This window comes from Streptomyces sp. NBC_00859, assembly GCF_045161865.1.
Lineage (GTDB): Bacteria > Actinomycetota > Actinomycetes > Streptomycetales > Streptomycetaceae > Streptomyces.
The window spans coordinates 7710487-7729592 of record NZ_CP108826.1 but is presented as its reverse complement, the minus strand read 5'-3'; the positions used below and the strand labels follow the sequence as shown (position 1 = coordinate 7729592).

The window sequence follows — 19106 nt, the reverse complement described above, 5'->3', positions numbered from 1 at the left end:
TGCGGCGTCGCGTGCCTCGCTCATCGGCTCCTCCCTTGTGGGATCAAGACGGGTTTGACCACGCGGCCCGCTTCGCAGTCGCGTTCGGCCTCGTTGATGTCGGCGAGCGGATACGTACGGACAAGTTCGTCGAAGGGGAACCGCCCGGCCTGCCACAGCCCGGTCAGCCGCGGAATCAGCAGTCCCGGCACTGCGTCCCCCTCACAGATGTGGGAGATTCTCCTGCCACCTTCCAGTGCCCCCGCCTGCAGGGGCAGCGTGGTGTGCAACCGTGCCACCAGGCCCAGGTGACCGGTCGGGCGAAGGGCTCGCAGCGCGTCGTTGATCAGCTGGGCGCAGGCCGTGGTGTCGAGGGCGTAGTGGGCGCCGCCGTCGGTCAGTTGCCGGATACGGGCCGGCAGGGAGGGTGACTCGGCGTGCAGCGGGATCGCGCCGAACCGTTCGGCGAGTGCCAGCCGCCCGTGGTGGCGGTCGATCGCCACGGTCACCACCGCGCAGGAGGTGGCCGCCATCACCGCGGCCAGGCCCACCGCTCCCGCGCCGAAGACCGCGATGCTCTCGCCGGGCCGGGCGCCGAACGAGTTGAAGACCGCTCCGGCGCCGGTGAGGAACCCGCAGCCCAGCGGTCCCAGCAGTTCGATGGGCAGCTCCGGGTCGACCCGTACGGCGTTACGGGCAGGGACCAGTGCGTACTCGGCGAACGAGGACTGGCCGAACCACCGGGGGGCCAGTGCGCCGCCTGCCGCGTCGGTGAACCGCCCGCTGTTCTCCTCGCGCCCTGCGAAGAGGTTCAGAGAGGCGAAGAAGTCGCAGTAGGCGGGGGCCGCATTCAGGCAGTTACGGCAGCGGCCGCAGGAGTCGAAGCTCAGCACGACATGGTCACCGATGCTCAGACCGGTGTGCGGGCCGCCCGTCTCCACCACGACCCCGGCACCCTCATGGCCGAGCACCGCCGGCAGCGGTGAGCGGCCCGCCGGGCGGCGAACGGCGAGATCGGTCCGGCACATTCCGCACCCCGCGATCCTGACCAGGACCTCACCGTCGGCCGGACCTGATTCCAGGTTCACCTCCTCGACGGTGAACGGGCTCTCGCGGGAGCGCAGCAGCGCCGCACCGAACCTCATCGTCTCCCCTCCTCGGGACGGTGCACGACAAATGGTCTGAGGTTCCCCTGAAGGCCCCATGGCCCGCCCGCGACACCGACACCGCTGTCCTTGATGCCCGCGAAGGGCTGGGCAAGGGACAGTTCGCCGTGGTGGTTGACCCATGCCGTCCCGCACTCCAGCCGGTCCGCCACAGCCGCGGCCTCATCGAGGTCGGTCCCCCATACCGAGCCGCCCAGCCCGAAGCCGGTGTCGTTGGCGGCCACGACGGCTTCATCGAGGCTCCCGTACGCCATGACCGGCAGGACGGGCCCGAACTGCTCCTGCGTCACCACCGCACTGGCCGGCGGGACATCGGCCAGGATCGTCGGGGCGAAGAAATAGCCCGGCCGCGCCAGCCGGTGGCCACCGGCCGCGGCACGAGCACCGTCCGCCAGAGCGCGAGACGTGCAGCGCTCGATCCGGGCCAGCTGGGGGACGTTGCTGACCGGCCCGAGCTCGGTGCCCGGTGCGAGGCCCGCCCCCACGACGGCGCTCTTCGCGCGCTGCGCCAGTGCCTCGACCACCTGGTCGTAGAGCCGGGCCGGGGCATAGAGGCGCTTGACCGCCATACAGACCTGCCCGCAGTTACGGAACGCCGCCCAGAACAGCCGGTCCGCGATCCGCTCCACATCCACGTCCTCAAGCAGGATGGCCGCGTCGTTGCCACCCAGCTCCAGCGTGACGCGGGCAAGTGAGGACGCCGCGCCCCGCGCGACGGCCCGCCCGGTGGAAACCGAACCGGTGAAGGTCACATGGCGGATCCCCGGATGGGATGCCAGACGGGCACCGAGGCTCTCATGGCCGGTGACGACCGTCAGCACGTCCTCGGGCAGAGCTGCGGAAAGGACAGATCCCAGCAGCCGTGTGGCCAGGGGCGTGAACGGGGAGGGCTTGAGGACCATCGTGTTGCCCGCGGCGAGCGCAGGCGCCAGCTTCGCCGACGCGATCTGGAGGGGAAAGTTCCAGGGGACGATCGCAGCGACGGGTCCAAGCGACCGCCAGCGGATCTCGCTTCGTACCGGTCGGCCGTCCGTGATCGGCTGGGGCCCGGGAACGCCCAGCTGGGCGTAGTAGCGCAGGCGTGCCGCGGTGCGGGCGACCTCCGCGTACGACTCGGCAAGCGGTTTGCCCTGTTCACGGGTGAGCAGCACCGCCATGTCCGCGCCGGCCGCCTCCACGGCGTCGCCTGCCGCGAGCAGCGCGGTGGTACGGGTCTCGGGGTCGGTCCGCCAGCCGCGCCAGGCCTCATGGGCCCGGCCGATCACGGTGTCTAGCTCATCACCCTGCTGGTCGGGAGCCTCGTCGAAGGCCTCGCCGGTCGCCGGGTCGGTGACGGTGAACGAGGCCCCAGTGGGTTTCGGCACCCGGCGCGGCTGATGTGTCGCCATGCCGGCGGTCAGCCCGCGGTGGGGACGGCAGCCGTATGTTCCCGGGCGTGGCGGTCCATCTCCGCCCGGAAGGCTGCCACCAACTGCGGCTGGATCCTTCCGGCGTCGCGGTCACCGCCCTCGCAGACCGCGCCGCGCACCCCCACGATGTCCGTGCCGATACGGGTGAGTGCGGCAAGGTCTGCCACCTTCACGCTGCCCGCGAGAGCGGCCAGCAGCCCGGCTTCGTGAGCCCGGCCGACGAACTCCGCACAGACCTCCGGGGATACGTGGTCGAACAGCCGTGTCCCGTCCTTGACCGCGGTGTCGAGCATGGCCGCGTCGGCGCCCGAGCGAAGGGCGATGTCGGGCAGGGCGAGCGGGTTGACGCAGCCGATCCGGTGGGCGTCGGCATAACCGGACGCGACGACGAAAGCATCCGGCCGGTACTCCTTCACCGCTCGCACGACCCCCCGCATCACTTCGACGGCCTGGCCGGGCGTCGTACACCCGTAGAGACCGACCTTGATGTATGTGGCTCCTGAGACAGCCGCACCAAGTGCCGCCTGGGCCACCGTGCCGGGTTTGTACGGCACGTCTCCCACGGTGGCGGACACCGGCTTGTCAGCCGGGACCGCCTCACGGATCTCCCTGATGACCCAGGGGTAGTTCGCGCCGAGCGAGCCCTCGTCGGGCTTCTTGACATCGACGATGTCGAGATACTCCGCTGCCTTCACACAGTCGAGAGCCTCCTCGACACCGTCCGGTGAGATGAGAAGCAACAACGTGGACTCCTTCCACCACATGCCGGCCCGGCCGGCAAGCAGACGCGGCTTCGCCTGGATCCCTCACGGTCCGCTCATCATTGCCGCGGCCCGTGAACACCGGTAGGGCGTGCGGAGACCCGACGGGTACTGCCACAGCGTGCCCGGTGCGCCGTGCACGCCGGATCTCACCAACTCCCGCACTGCGCGGCAGCCACCCGGAGCAGGTACGAGTCCATGCGCACAGGACCGGCAGCCGCCAGGCCGGGCGGACAGGCGGCAGTCCGGGCGGATTTCATGCCGGAGCGGCACCGTATTCATTCTTTCTGCTGAACAGCCGGCTTCCCTCGGAGCACCGGATTCCGCAGCCCGCATAGTGACAGCGCGACAGCCGGGCGACCGGGCCCTACGCAGACAGCGGCTCTCCGCCCCGGGCGGGTGTCCGCCGCAACTGCGGGCAGCCCACCCGTGCGATGCCGGGCTGTCGCGCACCGTACGGAGCGCCCTGCATCGCACGGCCCCTCCGTCTCCAGTGCTGGACGAAAGGTGAGAGCCCATGCGGATCGAAGCGGTCAACCGGATCAAACTCGTGTTCACCCTGTTCGACGCCGACGGCAACGGCGTCCTGGAATCCGACGACTTCCATCTGATGAGCAGCCGGGTCGCCGCGGCCGTGCCCGGAGCCGACAACAAACGCACGCAAGCCATGCGGGCCGGATTCACGAGCTACTGGAACACACTGGCCCGTGAACTCGACACCAACCACGACGGCAGGATCACCTACGACGAATACCAGGCGTGTGTCCTCTCACCGGAGCGCTTCAGCGCAGCAGCCGATGAGTTCGCAGCCGGCTTCGCACACCTGGGCGACCTGGACGGCAGTGGTACCGTCACCCGCCCGGTATTCACCGCCATGATGAGGGGCGTCGGCTTCGACCTGCCGAACATCCACGCCCTCTTCGACGCCTTCGAGCCCGACGACACCGACCGGGTCAGGGTGGATGTCTGGGAAGCCGAGATCAAAAACTTCTACGCGCCCGACAAAGGCGGCATCCCCGCAGACCTCCTGACACCCTCCCCGGCAACCTGACACACCCCGTCAGCCTGGCGGCCCGTCTCATACGCGACAGGCCGCCAGGCCCAGCCCCTCCGCGGCGGGCCGCCAGGCACCGGCCCGTACCGGGGCGGGCGGGCTCACTGCCGGCTGGCGCCAGGCCGGATTCCCTGACCCGGGCGGCGGTCCGGTGACTCCGGCGACGATTGCCTCGGCTCTCGTACGACCGGATCTTGGCCCCCGGCCACAACTTTCGTCGCACCACTCCAGCCGGTCGGCCGACACCACCCTGTCCGGCCCCGACTTTCGTCACACCACTCCAACCGGTCGGCGGATGCGTCACCGGGCAGACCACTCGTAGCGTCGGATGGCATGAGACACGCGATGCCTGCCGTGGGGCTGTTCTTCCTTTCGCCGGTGGTCGGGGAGCTGTTGCTCGGTGCGACCTCGGTCGACATGCTGTGGCTGCTGCCCATGCAGGCGCTGCTGTACGGCGGCGGGTGCCTGCTGATCCGTGAAACCGTTCGGCGCGCCCGACGGGGCTGGTGTTCGATCCTGCTGCTGGGCGCGGCGTACGCACTGGTGGAGGAGGGGCTCCTGGACCAGATGCTGTTCAACGGGCACTACTCCGGCAACTACGACATGGTCTCAGTGACGCACGTGCCGGTCCTGGGTATCGGCGGGTACGGACTGCTCTCGGTGCTGGCCGTGCACGCCGTGTGGAGCATCACGGTGCCGATCGCGCTCGTGGAGGCGCTGGTCCCGGACCGGGCGCGGGAGCCCTGGCTGGGCCCCGCCGGCCTGTCCGTGACCGTGGCGCTCTTCGCCCTCGGCGCCGTCATCACCGGCTGGGGCAGCTACGACGACAGCCATTTCATGGCCCCCTGGCCACGCCTGGCCGGTACAGCAGCGACGGTGGTCCTGCTGGGAGCCGTCGCGTTCCGGGTCCGCCGGCCGGTGCCCGGCCGAGCAACTCGCGGTGCACCCCGCCCCCTGCTCGCGAGCACGGTGGCGTTCCTGCTGACGAGCGGCTTCATGCTGGTGCTGCAGCCGAGCTGGTGGGGCGTGGCGGCGGCGCTCGCCATTGCGGCCGCGGCTCTGGCCCTCGGGATATCCTGGTCACGGAGGCCCGGTTGGGGACTGCCGCACGTGTTCGCGCTCGCCGCCGGCGCCACCCTGACGTATGTGTGGACCGGCTTCGGTCAGACCCCCGACACCGGCTCCGACGGCACCGTCAACCTGATGGGGCATGTCGTTCTCGCCGTCGCCGCCGTCTCGCTGCTGTACCTCGCCGGCCGACGGGTGCGCGCGTACGGGCGGAGCCGGGCCGGCGGGCAGCCCAGCGCCGCGACAGCCCGCCCACCAGTAGTCTGAGCCCGTTCCGGCGAGTGCCGGGAAAGAGCCGGAGGGCGCCGCCGGAAGCGTGCTGACCTGAGTGCGTCAGTGGGCGCCCGGCTCGGCGGCGATGCGGTCCAGGATGGCGTCGAGGTCGGCGCGGGACCACCAGGAACCATCCCGCATCACGCCTGTGATCCTGCGCAGGGCGGTGTGGTCCTCCAGCGGGTCGTCGTCCAGGAGCACCAGGTCTGCGGGCATTCCGGGGGCGACCCGGCCGAAATCCCCTTCCTCGCCCAGGAACCGGGCCGGCTCGGTCGTTGTCATCCGCAGGATGGTCAGTGGGTCGAGCCCGGCCTCAGCAAGGTAGTCGAACTCGTCGTGGAGGGAGAATCCGGGGATGATTCCTGCGGCCCCGCACGCGTCGGTACCGGCGACCATCGGGACTCCGGCGTCTGCGAAGGTCTTGGTCATCCGCAACTGCGCGGCCCAGTGACTGTGCAGGGCGTCGCGGGTGGCGTCGGGAAGCCTGGCGAACTTCTTCGCCGACCTGTCCCAGGCGCGCAATTCCTCGGGAGCCATGTAGCGGCGCCTCGGGTCTTCGGTGTGTTCGGGCGAGTCGCCGAACTGCTGGGTGTGGACCCGGATCAGGGTCGGGCACTGCCAGGTGGTGTGTTCAGTGAACAAGTCCGCCAGTTCCTCGGCCTTCTGCTGGTCGTACGAGCTGTCGGCGAGGTTGTAGGAATGGGCTTCAAGTTCGGACGTGCCGGTCGCCGGGTTCACGGCCATGCGCTTGACCAGCTTCATCACCAGCCTGTCTGCACCGGGCACCTTGACCTTGGGAATCGGTGGGAGCTTCCGGGTTGCGTTCCCGGCACGCACCTCGGCCTCCCGGGATGACGCGGCGGCGAACACCGTGACACCCGGACCCAGGTGCTCGATCGACCACGCACCGCCGCGCGCGGCTTCCCGGGGATCGAGGTCGGCCGGCAGGTGGCCGCCCAGCCGGATGCCGAGCCGATTCGCCTCCTCGAGGGCAGCCAGGAAAGTCTCCCGGGTCGTCATGCCCGCCTTGACGAAGTCGGCACCGTCCCGGTGTTGTTCCCGCACGGCCCGCACCGCGCCGGCGATCGTGCCGGCGTTCAGCGGGGTCAGCAGGTCACCAGCGGTTGCTTTCAGGGCCGGCGCACCGTTCGGCCGGGGCAGCGTGCCCTCGCGGCGGGACTTCAGCAGCGCCCGGCTGCCCGACATCTGGCGGAAACCGACGACACCGTTGGCGAGCATCAGAGCATAGGTTCCGTCGACGTCCCCCGGGGTGTTCAGAGCGTGCATGTGCATGTCCATGAATGCCGGGACAACGAATTGTCCTCGGCCCTCCACCACCTGCGCGCCCGCGGCCGGGCCACCGGTCGCCGTCACGGAGATGATCCGGTCCCCTTCGACCCTCACGTCCTGGCCGGGTGTGCGAGTTCCGTTCAGCGGGTCGACCACGGTGACGTCCTGCACCACCACGCGTCCGCTGACCGAAGAGGGTTCGACGTACCTGCTCATGTGTCTCCCGTGGGTAGTCACGCCGTCCGCCCTTGTGCGCGGACCGCACATTCGTCTGCATCCCATTGCCCATTCCAGGGCTTGATTCATTCAGCGAGAGCACCGGCCGGGGTCCTGCACCCGCCCCACTGCGCCCCGTCCTTCACCCGGTGCTTCCGGGGCCATCACACGGCGAACAGCCGTCGCGCATTACGGGTGGTGAGGTCCCGCCAGGTGTCGGTGGCAGAAGGCGGCGCCGCCGAGTCGACGGACGCGACCTGGGCGAGCGCCACTCCCTCAGGTGTCCAGCAGTAGTCGCTGCCGTACAGGAGCCGGTCGGTGCCGAACGCGGCGTCGATGGCCGGAACCTGGCGCGGGAAGGGCGTCCCGGCCATGTCGTACCAGAGACGGCCGAGCTGCTCCACGGCGCTGGGCGCGTCCCTGAGGCTGCCACCCACGACTGCTCTGAACATGTCCATACGGTCGGCGAGCAGCGGCAGCGCTCCCCCACCGTGGGTCAGCACCCAGCGAATCCGCGGATGACGGGCGAGGACGCCGCGCAGGAGCAGGTCGCTCGCTGTGCGGGCGGTGTCGAAGAGGAACTCCAGCATCGGCCGCGGCCGGCCCAGTGACATTTCGTCGGCATGGGGCGGTGACGTGGGGTGGACGAAGACGAGGGCACCGCGGCGATCGAGGTCCTCCCACAGCGGTTCGAACCGCGGGTCGCCGAGGTAGATCCCGTGGTGGTTGGTCTCCACAGTCACCCCGTCCGCACCGAGCACGTCGATGGCGTGGGCGGCTTCGGTGAGCGATCCCTCGACGTCGGGCAGGGGCAGGGACGCGAAGTGGCCGAAACGCCGCGGATACTCGCTGCGGACGCGGGCTCCGAATTCGTTGACCTCGCGCGCCAGGGAACGGGCCGCGACGTCGTCACCGAAGTGCACGCCCGGCGAGGAGATGGACACGTAGGACTTCTCGATCCCTGAGCGCCCCATCAGATCAAGATGCCGCTCGACGCTCCACGCGGGCCATCCGGGCATCCCGTCGGGGTGTTCGATCCCGGCGGACCGAGCTGCGGCGACATAGCTGTCGGTAACGAAATGGGCGTGGACATCGATCAGACCTGCCGGGGTCATATGGGCTCCCTCCGAGGCGGATGCGTACCTGAACGAGCGTAGGAAGGGAGCCGTAAGCTGGCATGCACGATGCCAATGAATGAAACAGGGATTCCCGACAGCGGCGACCCACCAAGGCGCGGAGGGAAGCCTGCCGAGGGGCAGCCCGTCATCGATCGTGCGTTCGCGCTGCTCAGTGCGTTCGACAGCGACCATCGCGCTCAGACGCTCGCCGAACTCGCGGAGCGCAGCGGCACCCCCCGCAGCAGCGCTCTGCGGCTCGCGCGGTCCCTCGTCCACGTGGGTGCGCTGGAGCGTCTTGACGACGGTCGCTACGTCGTGGGACTGCGACTGCTGGAGACCGCGTCCCTGGCCCCGCGCGGTCACGGACTACGGTCCGTGGCCATGCCCTATATGGAAGACCTCTTCCATGTCACGCGCCAGCACGTGCTGCTCGGCGTACGCGAACAGCACGAGGCAGTACTCGTCGAACGGCTTTCGGCACTCGACGCCAGCCCCGTGCAGTACCGCGTCGGAGGCCGCCTCCCGCTGACGTCCACCGGCGTCGGACTGGTGCTGCTCGCCTTCGCGCCGTCGGCCGTCCAGGACCAGGCCATCGCCTCTTACGAACCCGGAAAGGGCCATGAAGACATCCACACACCTGCCGACCTGCGCCGCATGCTCGCGGAGGTACGGCGTGGTGACCACGCTTTCGGCAGGCAGAGTCACCCCTGGCGGCTGAATACCGTCGCCGCGCCGGTGCGGGACGGGAACGAGGTGGTGGCGGCCCTGTCGGTCGTGGCGCCCAGTACAGGCTTCGCTGACGCGGGCTACGGGCCCGCCGTGCGGGCTACCGCCCGCGCGATCTCCCGGCGGCTGGAGGAGGAAGGCCGGCGAGCGGCGTATCCCGACAACAGTCGCAACGCTCGGTGAGACCAGCACGCAGGCGGCGCCACAGCAGACGGGACCGCCTCCAGCGGTAGGCCCACGACCGCCTCACCACGGCGCGCCCCGTGCATGGCACCGTCCCTCCGTCCGTTTGTGTGGCGGGGTGGCGGGAGTGTTCTGCTGTGTACGAGGGGTGACGCGGAGTGAGAATCCGGGGTGCGGGAGTCGGTGATATGTGAGCCCAGGCATAGGGGCCACGTCACACAGGACGGCACCTAGTAGGCCACGGCAGGACTTTCCCCCCTCGTTGCGGGCCTCACATCCCGCCTGTCCGGTTTGTAACTAAATATCGTCGTAGGTCACACAATTGCCTTCGACCGGGTCCCTCTCGCAAGGTGTTTGACGTACCGGGGAGCCGAGCGCCGGACCGGGCGGAACACACCGCCCGTCATCCAGACACCGGCCCCACGACACGAACCACGGCCCCAGCGCCCCACCCGTGTCGCCGACCCCCCAGTCGGCCTCCCCACGACGTCCCCCACTGGAGAGGTACACACCCATGACTGTCACCACCCGCCGCACCCTGAGTCTCCGCAAGTCCTCCGTGGCCGGCATCGCCGCCGCCGGCGCCGCCGCCTGCGCCCTGTCCCTGGCCCCGCACCCCGCCCACGCCGCCGAGCCCACCGCCAATGCGCCCGTCTCGGCCGCCGCCGTCACCACCGCCCAGGTCGCCAAGCAGGCCCACCACGCCGAAAAGGCCGCCCAGCACACCACGGCGAAGAAGGCACCGAGCGCCATACACGCCGACCCCGTCGCCGAGATCGTCAAGAGCACCAAGTACGGCAACAACCTCGACGGCTGGATCAAGGAATCACTGGCCATCATGAAGGCCAAGCACATCCCCGGCAGCTACGAGGGCCTGCACCGCAACATCATGCGCGAGTCCAGCGGCAACCCCCACGCCCAGAACAACTGGGACGTCAACGCCCAGAACGGCATCCCCTCCAAGGGACTCCTCCAGGTCATCCAGCCCACCTTCGACACCTACCACGTCAAGGGCACCAAGGACAGCCTCACCGACCCCGTCGCCAACATCGTCGCCGCGGCCAACTACGCCGCCGACAAATACGGCTCGATGGACAACGTCAACTCCGCCTACTGACAACGCGGACCATCACACACCCGCACGCACCCCCACAGACCACCTGAGTCCGTGGGACGGCCGAACCCCCGGGAACGGCAGGACTCAGGTCCAGGCGAGGGGCTGGAACAGGTCCATCCATGAACCCGTCCCAGCCCCTCACCCATTTCCCGCCCCACCGCGACCGTGCACGAACACCCAAATTCTGGGGAACGGTCGCGAAGAGTCACTGAATCTGAGCAGTCTGCGCGTGGCTCCAGGTGGTGATCCTCAACGTGGGTGGGAGCAGCCGGAGAGCCCAAGCAGCGGAGCTGCTTGGGCTCTCCGGCAACGCCGCGAGACGCGGTGCCGGACCACGCCACCCGGGCGGGCACAGTGCAAGGACCCGTACGGTAGCCGGGCGTTACGGCGCCTGCGGCAGCGCCGGGCACAGCGCCTCAAGGGCCGCGGCGAAGGTATGGTCCGGGGGTGTCCCGTAGCCGAGGACCAGACCGTCGCGCGGCGGCATGGTGCTGTCGGGGTGGCGGTAGCGGCGAAGTCCTTCGAGAGCCAGGCCCTGACGGCGGGCAGCTCGCACAGCGGTGTCCTCGGTGTGCGCGGGCAGTTCGAGGACGGCGTGCAGACCCGCCGCGATGCCGCTCACGCGAATGTGCGGGGCCCGCTCGGCGAGCATGCGCGTCAGCAGATCCCTGCGGCGCCGGTAGTTCTGCCGCATACGTCGCAGATGGCGGTCATAGGCGCCGCAGGTGATGAAATCCGCGAGGGTGAGCTGGTCCACCACGCCCGACCACATCTCGCGGGAACCCTTGGCCCCCAGAACGTCGTCGACGAGCCATCCGGGCAGCACCATCCAGCCCAGCCGCAGCGCCGGTGACAGACTCTTGCTGGTCGAGCCGAGATAGACGACGCGTTCGGGGTCCAGGCCCTGGACGGCGCCCACCGGCTGCCGGTCGTAGCGGAACTCGCCATCGTAGTCGTCCTCCAGCAGCAGCCCGCCGGTGGAGCGGGCCCAGTCGATGACCGCCGCCCGCCGCCGCGGGTGCAGTGGGCCGCCCGTGGGGAACTGGTGCGCCGGTGTGAGCAGGACGGACCCGGCGCCGGTGTCGGGCAGCTCCTCGATCCGCGCTCCGTGGGCGTCGACGGTCAGCGGGACGGTCTGCAGCCCTGCTTCCGTGAGGATCCCCCGGTGGAAGTCCAGCCCGTACGACTCCACCGCGGTCCGGCCGCTCAGCACTTCGCCCAGCAGCCGCAGTCCGTGGGCGAAGCCGGCGCAGATGAGGATCTGTCCGGGGCGGGCACGTACACCGCGCGCCCGCGCCAGATACTCGGCCAGGGCGTGGCGCAGCTCCGGACGGCCGCGCGGATCGCCCACCCCGAACGCGTCGTTGGGCGCCGCGGCCAGGGCGCGCCGGGCCGAGGTGAGCCAGGCGGTGCGCGGGAAGGCGGCTGCGTCCGGTGAACTGGGCTGCAGGTCGTGGGCCGGTCGGCGGCCGGTCTGCCGGGGCGGGCGGCGTGAACGGTCGGGCTGGAGCGGAGCGGCTCGGCGTGCCACCCGGGTGCCGGAGCCCTGCCTTGCCGCCAGCCAGCCCTCCTCGACGAGCTCTGTGTACGCACCGGAGACGGTGTTGCGGGCAATGCCGAGGTCGTGCGCGAGGGTGCGGTAGGGCGGCAACCGGGTGCCGGGGGCCAGCCGGCCCGAGCGGATCGCCTCGCGCAGGGCGTGCATCAGCCGCGTACGGAGACTTCCCTCGCCGGTGAGTTCCAGGTGGAGGTCGGCGCCCGAGCCGCGCTGCTGGGGGTCCTCCGGCCCCTCCCCTGGATTGACCCATGTTTTCGCCATGGAAATGCACCATAATCGAAGCCGATTCCGCTTCTAGGGTCGGGGCATGACGACTTCTCAGGTCTCCGCCCGCATGGACTTCTCCGCTGTGGCCCCCAAAGTGTTCAAGGCCGTCCTCGCCCTGGACGCCGCTGCCCGTGAGGGCCTTGACTCCGTGCTCCTCGAACTGGTGCAGATTCGCGCTTCGCAGATCAACCACTGTACGTACTGCCTCGATTACCACACCCGCGATGCACGTGCGGCAGGGGAGAGCGAGGAGCGGATCCACCAGGTCGGCGCCTGGGAGGGCTCAAGTCTCTTCACCGCCGAGGAGCGTGCGGCGCTTGCCCTGACCGAGGCGGTCACCCTGCTGCCCGCGGGCGTATCGGACGAGGTGTACGCGGCAGCCGCCCAGCACTTCGGGGAGCAGGAGCTCGCGCAGCTGATCGCGCTGATCTTCACGGCCAACGCGTGGAACCGGATGAACGTCACCACCGGCAAGTGACCCGGCGCCGGACGGGTGCGCCTCACTGACTCCTGTACGGGGCGGCGGCCCGGACGGGCCGCCGCCCGTCGGCAACCGGTGCCGTACCCGTATTTCTCACGGAGAGTTGATGGAGCCATGACCAGCGCCGAATCACTGGTGTCCGACACCCGCTCGCCCGTCAGGGGCTGGCTCGCGGTCCTGGCGGTGACCCTGGGCATCTTCTCGCTGATGACTTCCGAGCTGCTGCCGGTGGGACTGCTCACTCCGGTCGGTTCGTCGCTGGATGTGTCCGAGGGCACGGCGGGGCTCATGGTGACGGTGCCAGGACTGGTCGCCGCCGTCTTTGCTCCCGTGGTCACCGTGGCCACCGCGCGCTTCGATCGGCGCCTGGTGCTGGCTGTGCTGATCGGCCTGGTGGGCACAGCCAATCTCGTCTCGGCCTCCGCGTCCGGCTTCGGCGTTGTGCTGACGGCCCGGTTCCTGATCGGGATCGGCGTCGGCGGATTCTGGTCGATCGCCGGGAGCATCGCGCTGCGGCTGGTACCGGAGAAGCATGTCGCCCGCGCCACGGCCGTGGTCTTCGGCGGTGTCCAGGCCGCCTCCGTCCTGGGTGTGCCCGCGGGTACGTTCATCGGCGATCTCAGCGGCTGGCGGACGGCGTTCGCCGCCGTCGGCGCACTTGGCCTGGTTGCCCTGGTCTGCACGGTCGCCCTGATGCCGAAGGTCCCGGCGGAGCGGACCATCCGCTTCGGTGACCTGCCCAGGGTCTTCAAGGGCAACGCCGGTGTGCGGGCCGGTATCGCCATGACCTTCCTGGTGATCACCGGTCACTTCCTGGCTTACACGTTCGTACGGCCCGTCCTGCAGGGCGACGGCGTCGACGACGGCCTGATCGGAGTGCTGCTGCTGGCCTTCGGCGTAGCCGGTATCTGCGGCAATTTCCTGGCCGGGGCGCTGATCGTCCGACGGCTGCGGGCCGTTGTCCTGGGCATCACTGTGGTCCTGACCGTGGCCATGACACTGCTGGCAGTCCTGGACAACAGCACCGGATCGGCGGCCGCGGTCCTCGCGCTGTGGGGCCTGGGCTACGGGGCCGTGCCGGTGACGTTCCAGACCTGGATCCTGGACAAGGCGTCCGGCGATGCCGAGGCCGCCTCGTCCCTGTACGTCTCCACCTTCAACCTGTCCATCGCGCTCGGTGCCCTCTTCGGCGGCCTGGCCGTCGACGGCATCGCCACCACCAGCGTGCTGTGGATCGGTGCAGCGCTCGCCCTCCTCACCCTGCTGGTCGTCGGCAGCCCCGGCCGGAACACCTCCGGCGCCGGGCCCGTCACGATCGATCAGGCGCACTGATCACAGATGCTGCCTGGAGAGTTCTGCCGCGCGGCGTGAAGAGGGGCTGTGGTCCTGGCCGTTGAGGGCGCGAACAGGCCGCGGCGGACGAACAGCCGGGGCACTCCGACCGCGGGGCAGTGGCCTGACGGCAATGCCCCCACCCCGCGGAAGGCGGATCCAGCGGCACCGATTCCGTCCGGCCCGAGGAGCGGAACACTACCTACGGGCTGGAACCGGTGTCTCGTAAGGGGACCCGGCGTGCGGCCGTCCGTCAGCCGACCGCCTTCCAGTGGTCGTACGCGCTGACCATCTGGTAGGTGCGGTCGGGGCAGTAGAAGGAGCTCGCAGGGGAGTCGTAGGTGGTGTCGGAGTTGTCCGGCGCCGCGGGGGTCCAGCTTCCGTTGATACGGACCGTTATGTTGCTGGACTCGAAGGTCTGCCCCGCCATGGCGTCGCAGGCATAGGACTGGCCGGAGCTGCCGACCTGGGAGTACAGCTCGTTGATGTCCCAACCGGTGTTGCGGCCCGACTGGTTCTGGCCGGACTGGGTGAAGAGGGTGTCCCAGGCGCCCGTCCGGTAGTTGTAAAGCGCCGCCGTCCAGGAGTTGGCGGCGGCGTCGGTCTTGATGACACGGCCGGTGTACGCGCTGGAGGTGCCGTCCGTGTAGGTGTTCATAAAGGCACTGTCGATGGGAACCGATGCCTCGAAGGTGACACTGTCGCACCAGTCCCAGGCCGAGACCGAAGGGCCGGCCGAGGTGTATACGGTGACCAGCTCGATGCACGAGCCGCCGGCCGGGTACATCGTGGGGGTGTAGATGGTGGTGGAGCCGTCCTGGATGTTCAGCTGGGTGGACACGGACTGGGTGGCGCAGGAGCCGTCACTGCCGTTGATCTCCTTGAAGGAGGTGCCCTGGGCCGGGTGTATGTCCGTCAGCAGCCCGCGGCCCGAAGTACCGTCCCCCAATGGGCCTTTGCCGGCTATCCCGGATGCGGGGTAGCCACGGGCCGCGCGATGGGGCCCGGTCAGGGCGGAGAGCTGGTGGTGAACCTGGTCGCGGGAGAGCGCCCCGTGGACCGTACGGCCGGAGTCCGCCGCCGTGGACGTGCAGACGTCGGCGGCCTGTTGCCGCGCGGCGCCGGTCTGATTGCGGGCGGGCGCCGCGGCGTTGGCGGTGGCATTGCCGAGACCACAGGCCAGGATCAGAACGGTTGTGGCGCCGAGCGCGGCTGCCGTGGATTTCAGGCGTCTCACTGGGTGCTTCCTCTCAGGGGTGGGGGGCGAGGAGTACGCAGAAACCATGCTCATGACAGGACGCGGAGTCAATCGGAACGGACATCTTTGTCCGGTTGCCGTTCCGGCGGTGGCGGCCGATGGGCATGCCGTATGGTCCGGCCGCCAACCGGGGGCGCCCGGCCGGAGGCTCCGGATCACACGGACCGGCCACCCCGCACTCACGTCACAAGCGACGGCCCCACCTCCGGCAGACACGCTCGACGCCTCATTCGTCAACGTCGCACTGCCCGCCATCTCCACGGAGTCATCTTCCTGCTGGGCATGTACTTCCAGCAGCTGCGCGGCCAGCAGTGCGGGGGCAATGTTTATCCCCATGTGCGCCCTGATCTCCGCCGTCAACCTGATCGGGGTCAAGATCGCCGCCCGCACCGGCGCCCGTCTCCCCATGGCGGTGGGCCAGCTCCTCATGGGAACCGGCGCCCTCCTGCTGCTCCTGACCGGCTCCCACACCTCCCTGTGGGTCCCGGTTCTGCTGCTGGTCCCGGTCGGACTGGGCGGCGGTCTCGCGGTGCCATCACTGACCGCGGCGCTGCTGGAGAACATTGACGGCGCCCGCGCCGGCACGGCCGCCGCCCTGCTCAACACCTTCCGCCAGGTCGGCAGTTGCCTGGCAGTGGCCGCCTTCGGTGCCCTGATCACCGACCGCACCGCATTCCTCGGCGGCCTGCATCTGAACCTCGTGATCAGCGGGGTGATGCTGCTGGTCACCGCCGCGGCGACGTAACTGCTGCTGCCCCGCCGCGGCGAAGCAGCGTCCGGCGGCGCCTGAGCAGGCCGTACGGCGGCCCACTTCGTCCGCACCGCCCAACCGTCCTGCGAAGCACCGCCGATCCCCGTACCTCCCCCGCGTCCGCACCCCGGCCCACAGGTCCGGGATGCGGACGGCATCGCGTATACGCGCCGGGCTGCCCCTGACCCCCTCGCCCGCGCACTGGCCTCCACCTGCTTCGGAGCACAAGCACATCTCCTGGGTCCTCAACGACCGGGCCGACTTCGCCGACCGCGTCGAGTCGAGGGGGTTCCTGGCCACCGTCGTCCCGGGGTGTTCAGCGCCCCCGGCGCCCTTGCCCCTCCGCGTCCGCCTTCACACCGGCCAGCGTCGCCTCGATACCGTCGCGGAGCATAGCCAGCCGGCCGTCGATGATCTGCTCTTCCCTGTCGGGGTAGCGGGCGACGGCCTGCTGCAGCGGTCCGGGGGTGTCACCCAGCCGCATACCGTGCCGCAAACAGGTGCCGTTCTCGTCCGGAAGCGGCTGCAGTGTGAAGGTCCATACGGCCAGGGGACCGTGGTCGCACCGGTCATCGTCATGGACGACCTCCCACTGAAAGGTGCGGTGCTCCTCGATCCGGGTGATCCGGCTGCGGGTGCGCCACTCCCCCAGGCCGGCATTGCGATTGCGGCCGGCGAAGCACGCGCCGACGGCCGGCCCGCTGGCCCCGTCGAGCCACTCGACTTCCTGCAGCTCGGGGCTGTGCCGGGCGGAAGTGGCGATGTCCGAGGCCAGGCCCCACACGTGCTCTTGTGCCGCGCTTATCCCGATCTCGCACTCCACCTGGGGGCCATCGGCAAGTCTCATCGCTCAACCTTTCCGAACTGGTGTTTCGGACCAGCGTAGTTGCTGTCGACGGGCAGGTGGACGGGCCGCCTTCAGTGGTCGCCGGGGCGGGGAGCGAGGCCGTCGGCGACCAGGCCGGCGAGTACCGCCTCACCGAGTGCGTGCACCGCGGACTGCGGGCGGACCATCACGGTGAACTCCTTTATCCGTCCCACCTCGTCGAACTGGAGGAGGTCGATGCCGTGGACCTCCCTGCCGTTCACCGTGGCGCGGAAGAGGAGGATCCGCGACGCGGCCTCTTCGCCCGCGCTGGTCTCGGCCGCACCTTCGAGGTCTCCGATGTAACGGAAGTCCTCGAAGGTGCGCAGCAGGACACCGAAGAGCCCCAGCACCATGGGCCTGCCCTCGAAGGGAGTGAACTTCACCGGACTGTAGAGGCGGACATCCTCTGCGAACAGGTCCTCCAGCGCTGCGAGGTCGCTCTGTTCCACGGCGGCGCGGAAGCGCTCGGCGGTCTCCATGACCCCTCCTGTTACTCAAATATATGATTAGTCATTTTCTTGAGTATGATGCGATGGCGGACGGAAAAAGGGAAGGGGTTCCTTCGATGGCTTTGCGGCATGCCGTACTGGCGGCACTACTGGACGGCGAGTACAGCGGATACCAGCTGGCCAAGGCGTTCGACGTCGGCGTCGCCAACTTCTGGTACGCACTGCCCCAGCAGCTGTACGCCGAACTGACCGGACTGGAGAAGGACGGACTGATCTCCGGTCGGCAAGTGGTGCAGGAAACCCGGCCCAACAAGCGCCTGTTCAAGGTCACCGACGCCGGTCTCGCTGAACTGGAGAGGTTCGCCGCGGTCGGCTCGAAGCCCTCGTTCATCCGCGACGACCTGCTCGTCAAGGTCCAGGCCGCCGACCACACCGCCACCGCCCCGGTGATCGGACAGCTCGAAGAGCGGGCGCGCGCAGCCGGGGCCAGAGTCGAGCTCTTCGGCAAGCTGCTGCGGCAGATGCGCGGCGACTCCGACGAGGAGGAGTTCCTGCGCCGCGGCGAGCGGATCGGCCCGTATCTGACCTGCCTGCGCGGCCTGGCCTTCGAGCAGGGCAACCGGGACTGGTGCCTGCGGACATCGGCCGTACTGCGGGAAAGGCAAACACCTCACGGGCAACGCTGAACACCCGCATCAGCCGGACACCCCATCACTCGCCGCAACTCATGCCGCTGGGGTGCCCGCCGACCATCCCGGCCGATTTTTAAACACGTTCAATTTTCTGCGTTAAGCTGGCCCCGAACCTGAGGGGGACCAGTGAAGGTAGTGATGCCCGGGGGAACCGGGCAGGTGGGCACCGTCTTGAACCGCGCGCTGACCGCTGCGGGCCATGAGGTCGTCGTCCTGACGAGACGGCCGGCACGCGAGCGCGAAGTGGGGTGGGACGGCGAGACCCTGGGCCCCTGGGCCGAGGTGATCGACGGCAGCGACCTCGTGATCAACCTGGCCGGACGGAGCGTCAGCTGCCGCTACACCCCGACCAACCTGCGGGCCATGATGGATTCCCGCGTGCACTCGGCCGAGGTCGTGGGTGAGGCGATCGCAGCCGCCGCTCGGCCACCCAGGGTCTGGCTGCAGATGAGCACGGCCACCGTCTACGCTCACCGTTTCGACGCGCCCAACGACGAGGCGACCGGCCTGCTCGGCGGCACGGAACCCGGCGTCCCGGGTTACTGGGCGTACAGCGTCGAGATCGCCAGGAACTGGGAGCGGGCGCAGGAGCGCACCCGGACCCCGCACACCCGCAAGATCGCCCTGCGCTCAGCCATGGTGATGAGTCCCGACCGCGGGGGCGTCTTCGATGTCCTGCTGCGGCTGGCCCGGCTCGGGCTCGGTGGCCCGGTCGCGGGCGGCGCACAGTACATATCCTGGATCCACGACCGTGATTTCGTCCGTGCAGTCGAATTCCTGGCCCACCGGGACGACTTCGCCGGGCCGGTGAACCTCGCGGCGCCTGTTCCTGTGCCGCAGCGTGCCTTCATGCGCGCGCTGCGCGCCGCGTGGGGTGTCCCGGTGGGGCTGCCCGCGACGCGATGGATGGCGGAGATCGGCGCGTTCGCGCTGCGCTCGGACACCGAACTCCTGCTGAAGAGCCGCCGCGTCGTCCCGGGCCGTCTGCTCGGGGCCGGTTTCGCTTTCGAACACCCTCAGTGGCCGGGGGCCGCCGGGGATCTCGTACGGCGGGTACGCGGCGGCCCCGGCCTCACCGGGTGAGGCGAAC

At 69.6% G+C, this 19106-nt stretch carries 18 protein-coding genes; 9 read left to right on the top strand and 9 right to left on the bottom strand.

Annotated elements, in window-relative coordinates:
- Positions 1-20 precede the first annotated feature (20 nt).
- From OG584_RS34095 to OG584_RS34085, 3 genes are read right to left on the bottom strand one after another with little or no spacing between them, the layout of a single operon-like run.
- Positions 21-1124 (bottom strand): NAD(P)-dependent alcohol dehydrogenase, encoded by a 1104-nt coding sequence (locus tag OG584_RS34095; protein WP_405783617.1) that lies wholly within the window; start codon positions 1122-1124, stop codon positions 21-23.
- Complete coding sequence (locus OG584_RS34090) at positions 1121-2533, bottom strand: aldehyde dehydrogenase family protein (protein WP_405783616.1); 1413 nt, start codon at positions 2531-2533, stop codon at positions 1121-1123. Before OG584_RS34090 ends, OG584_RS34095 begins: the two co-directional genes overlap by 4 nt.
- 8 nt (positions 2534-2541) lie before the next feature.
- Positions 2542-3318, bottom strand: coding sequence for a (5-formylfuran-3-yl)methyl phosphate synthase (locus OG584_RS34085; protein WP_405783614.1), 777 nt, complete (start codon positions 3316-3318; stop codon positions 2542-2544).
- A 514-nt stretch (positions 3319-3832) separates the two neighbouring features.
- On the opposite strand from OG584_RS34085, the gene OG584_RS34080 reads away from it, so the two are divergent.
- Positions 3833-4366, top strand: a complete 534-nt coding sequence (locus OG584_RS34080) for an EF-hand domain-containing protein (RefSeq protein ID WP_405783613.1) — start codon at positions 3833-3835, stop codon at positions 4364-4366.
- Positions 4367-4702: 336 nt separating this feature from the next.
- Positions 4703-5704 (top strand): DUF998 domain-containing protein, encoded by a 1002-nt coding sequence (locus tag OG584_RS34075; RefSeq protein WP_405783611.1) that lies wholly within the window; start codon positions 4703-4705, stop codon positions 5702-5704.
- A gap of 66 nt (positions 5705-5770) precedes the next feature.
- Here OG584_RS34075 and OG584_RS34070 read toward each other — a convergent pair whose 3' ends face one another.
- Complete coding sequence (locus tag OG584_RS34070) at positions 5771-7216, bottom strand: amidohydrolase family protein (protein WP_405783610.1); 1446 nt, start codon at positions 7214-7216, stop codon at positions 5771-5773.
- 164 nt (positions 7217-7380) lie between these two features.
- Positions 7381-8331 carry an amidohydrolase family protein gene (locus OG584_RS34065; RefSeq protein WP_405783608.1) on the bottom strand — a complete coding sequence of 317 codons (951 nt, stop codon included), beginning with the start codon at positions 8329-8331 and terminating at the stop codon, positions 7381-7383.
- A 75-nt stretch (positions 8332-8406) separates the two neighbouring features.
- Here OG584_RS34065 and OG584_RS34060 point away from each other — a divergent pair, with 75 nt between their 5' ends.
- Together OG584_RS34060 and OG584_RS34055 are read left to right on the top strand one after the other, a co-directional pair.
- Positions 8407-9243 carry an IclR family transcriptional regulator gene (locus OG584_RS34060; RefSeq protein ID WP_405783606.1) on the top strand — a complete coding sequence of 279 codons (837 nt, stop codon included), beginning with the start codon at positions 8407-8409 and terminating at the stop codon, positions 9241-9243.
- Positions 9244-9757: 514 nt separating this feature from the next.
- A complete protein-coding gene (locus OG584_RS34055; RefSeq protein ID WP_405783604.1) occupies positions 9758-10360 on the top strand; it encodes a transglycosylase SLT domain-containing protein in 603 nt (200 codons plus the stop codon).
- 382 nt (positions 10361-10742) lie between these two features.
- Here OG584_RS34055 and OG584_RS34050 read toward each other — a convergent pair whose 3' ends face one another.
- Positions 10743-12179, bottom strand: a complete 1437-nt coding sequence (locus OG584_RS34050) for a PLP-dependent aminotransferase family protein (protein WP_405783602.1) — start codon at positions 12177-12179, stop codon at positions 10743-10745.
- A 73-nt stretch (positions 12180-12252) separates the two neighbouring features.
- Between OG584_RS34050 and OG584_RS34045 the strand changes: the two genes are divergently transcribed.
- Entirely contained in the window at positions 12253-12663 is a 411-nt protein-coding gene (locus OG584_RS34045) for a carboxymuconolactone decarboxylase family protein (RefSeq protein ID WP_405784431.1), read from the top strand.
- Positions 12664-12780: 117 nt separating this feature from the next.
- On the top strand, positions 12781-13998 hold the full coding sequence (locus OG584_RS34040) for an MFS transporter (protein ID WP_405783601.1): 1218 nt from the start codon (positions 12781-12783) through the stop codon (positions 13996-13998).
- Positions 13999-14251: 253 nt separating this feature from the next.
- Here the strand turns inward: OG584_RS34040 and OG584_RS34035 are convergent, their stop codons facing one another.
- Positions 14252-15235: a hypothetical protein gene (locus OG584_RS34035; RefSeq protein ID WP_405783599.1), complete on the bottom strand. Its 984-nt coding sequence runs from the start codon at positions 15233-15235 to the stop codon at positions 14252-14254.
- A 355-nt stretch (positions 15236-15590) separates the two neighbouring features.
- On the opposite strand from OG584_RS34035, the gene OG584_RS34030 reads away from it, so the two are divergent.
- Positions 15591-16001: an MFS transporter gene (locus tag OG584_RS34030; RefSeq protein WP_405783598.1), complete on the top strand. Its 411-nt coding sequence runs from the start codon at positions 15591-15593 to the stop codon at positions 15999-16001.
- Between the two features lie 322 nt (positions 16002-16323).
- On the opposite strand, the gene OG584_RS34025 is transcribed toward OG584_RS34030, so the two are convergent.
- Together OG584_RS34025 and OG584_RS34020 are read right to left on the bottom strand one after the other, a co-directional pair.
- Positions 16324-16854: an SRPBCC family protein gene (locus OG584_RS34025; RefSeq protein ID WP_405783597.1), complete on the bottom strand. Its 531-nt coding sequence runs from the start codon at positions 16852-16854 to the stop codon at positions 16324-16326.
- A 71-nt stretch (positions 16855-16925) separates the two neighbouring features.
- Positions 16926-17354, bottom strand: coding sequence for a nuclear transport factor 2 family protein (locus OG584_RS34020; protein ID WP_405783595.1), 429 nt, complete (start codon positions 17352-17354; stop codon positions 16926-16928).
- Between the two features lie 86 nt (positions 17355-17440).
- On the opposite strand from OG584_RS34020, the gene OG584_RS34015 reads away from it, so the two are divergent.
- Together OG584_RS34015 and OG584_RS34010 are read left to right on the top strand one after the other, a co-directional pair.
- Complete coding sequence (locus OG584_RS34015) at positions 17441-18010, top strand: PadR family transcriptional regulator (protein ID WP_405783593.1); 570 nt, start codon at positions 17441-17443, stop codon at positions 18008-18010.
- A 132-nt stretch (positions 18011-18142) separates the two neighbouring features.
- Complete coding sequence (locus tag OG584_RS34010; RefSeq protein WP_405783592.1) at positions 18143-19099, top strand: DUF1731 domain-containing protein; 957 nt, start codon at positions 18143-18145, stop codon at positions 19097-19099.
- The last annotated feature ends 7 nt before the right edge of the window (positions 19100-19106 follow it).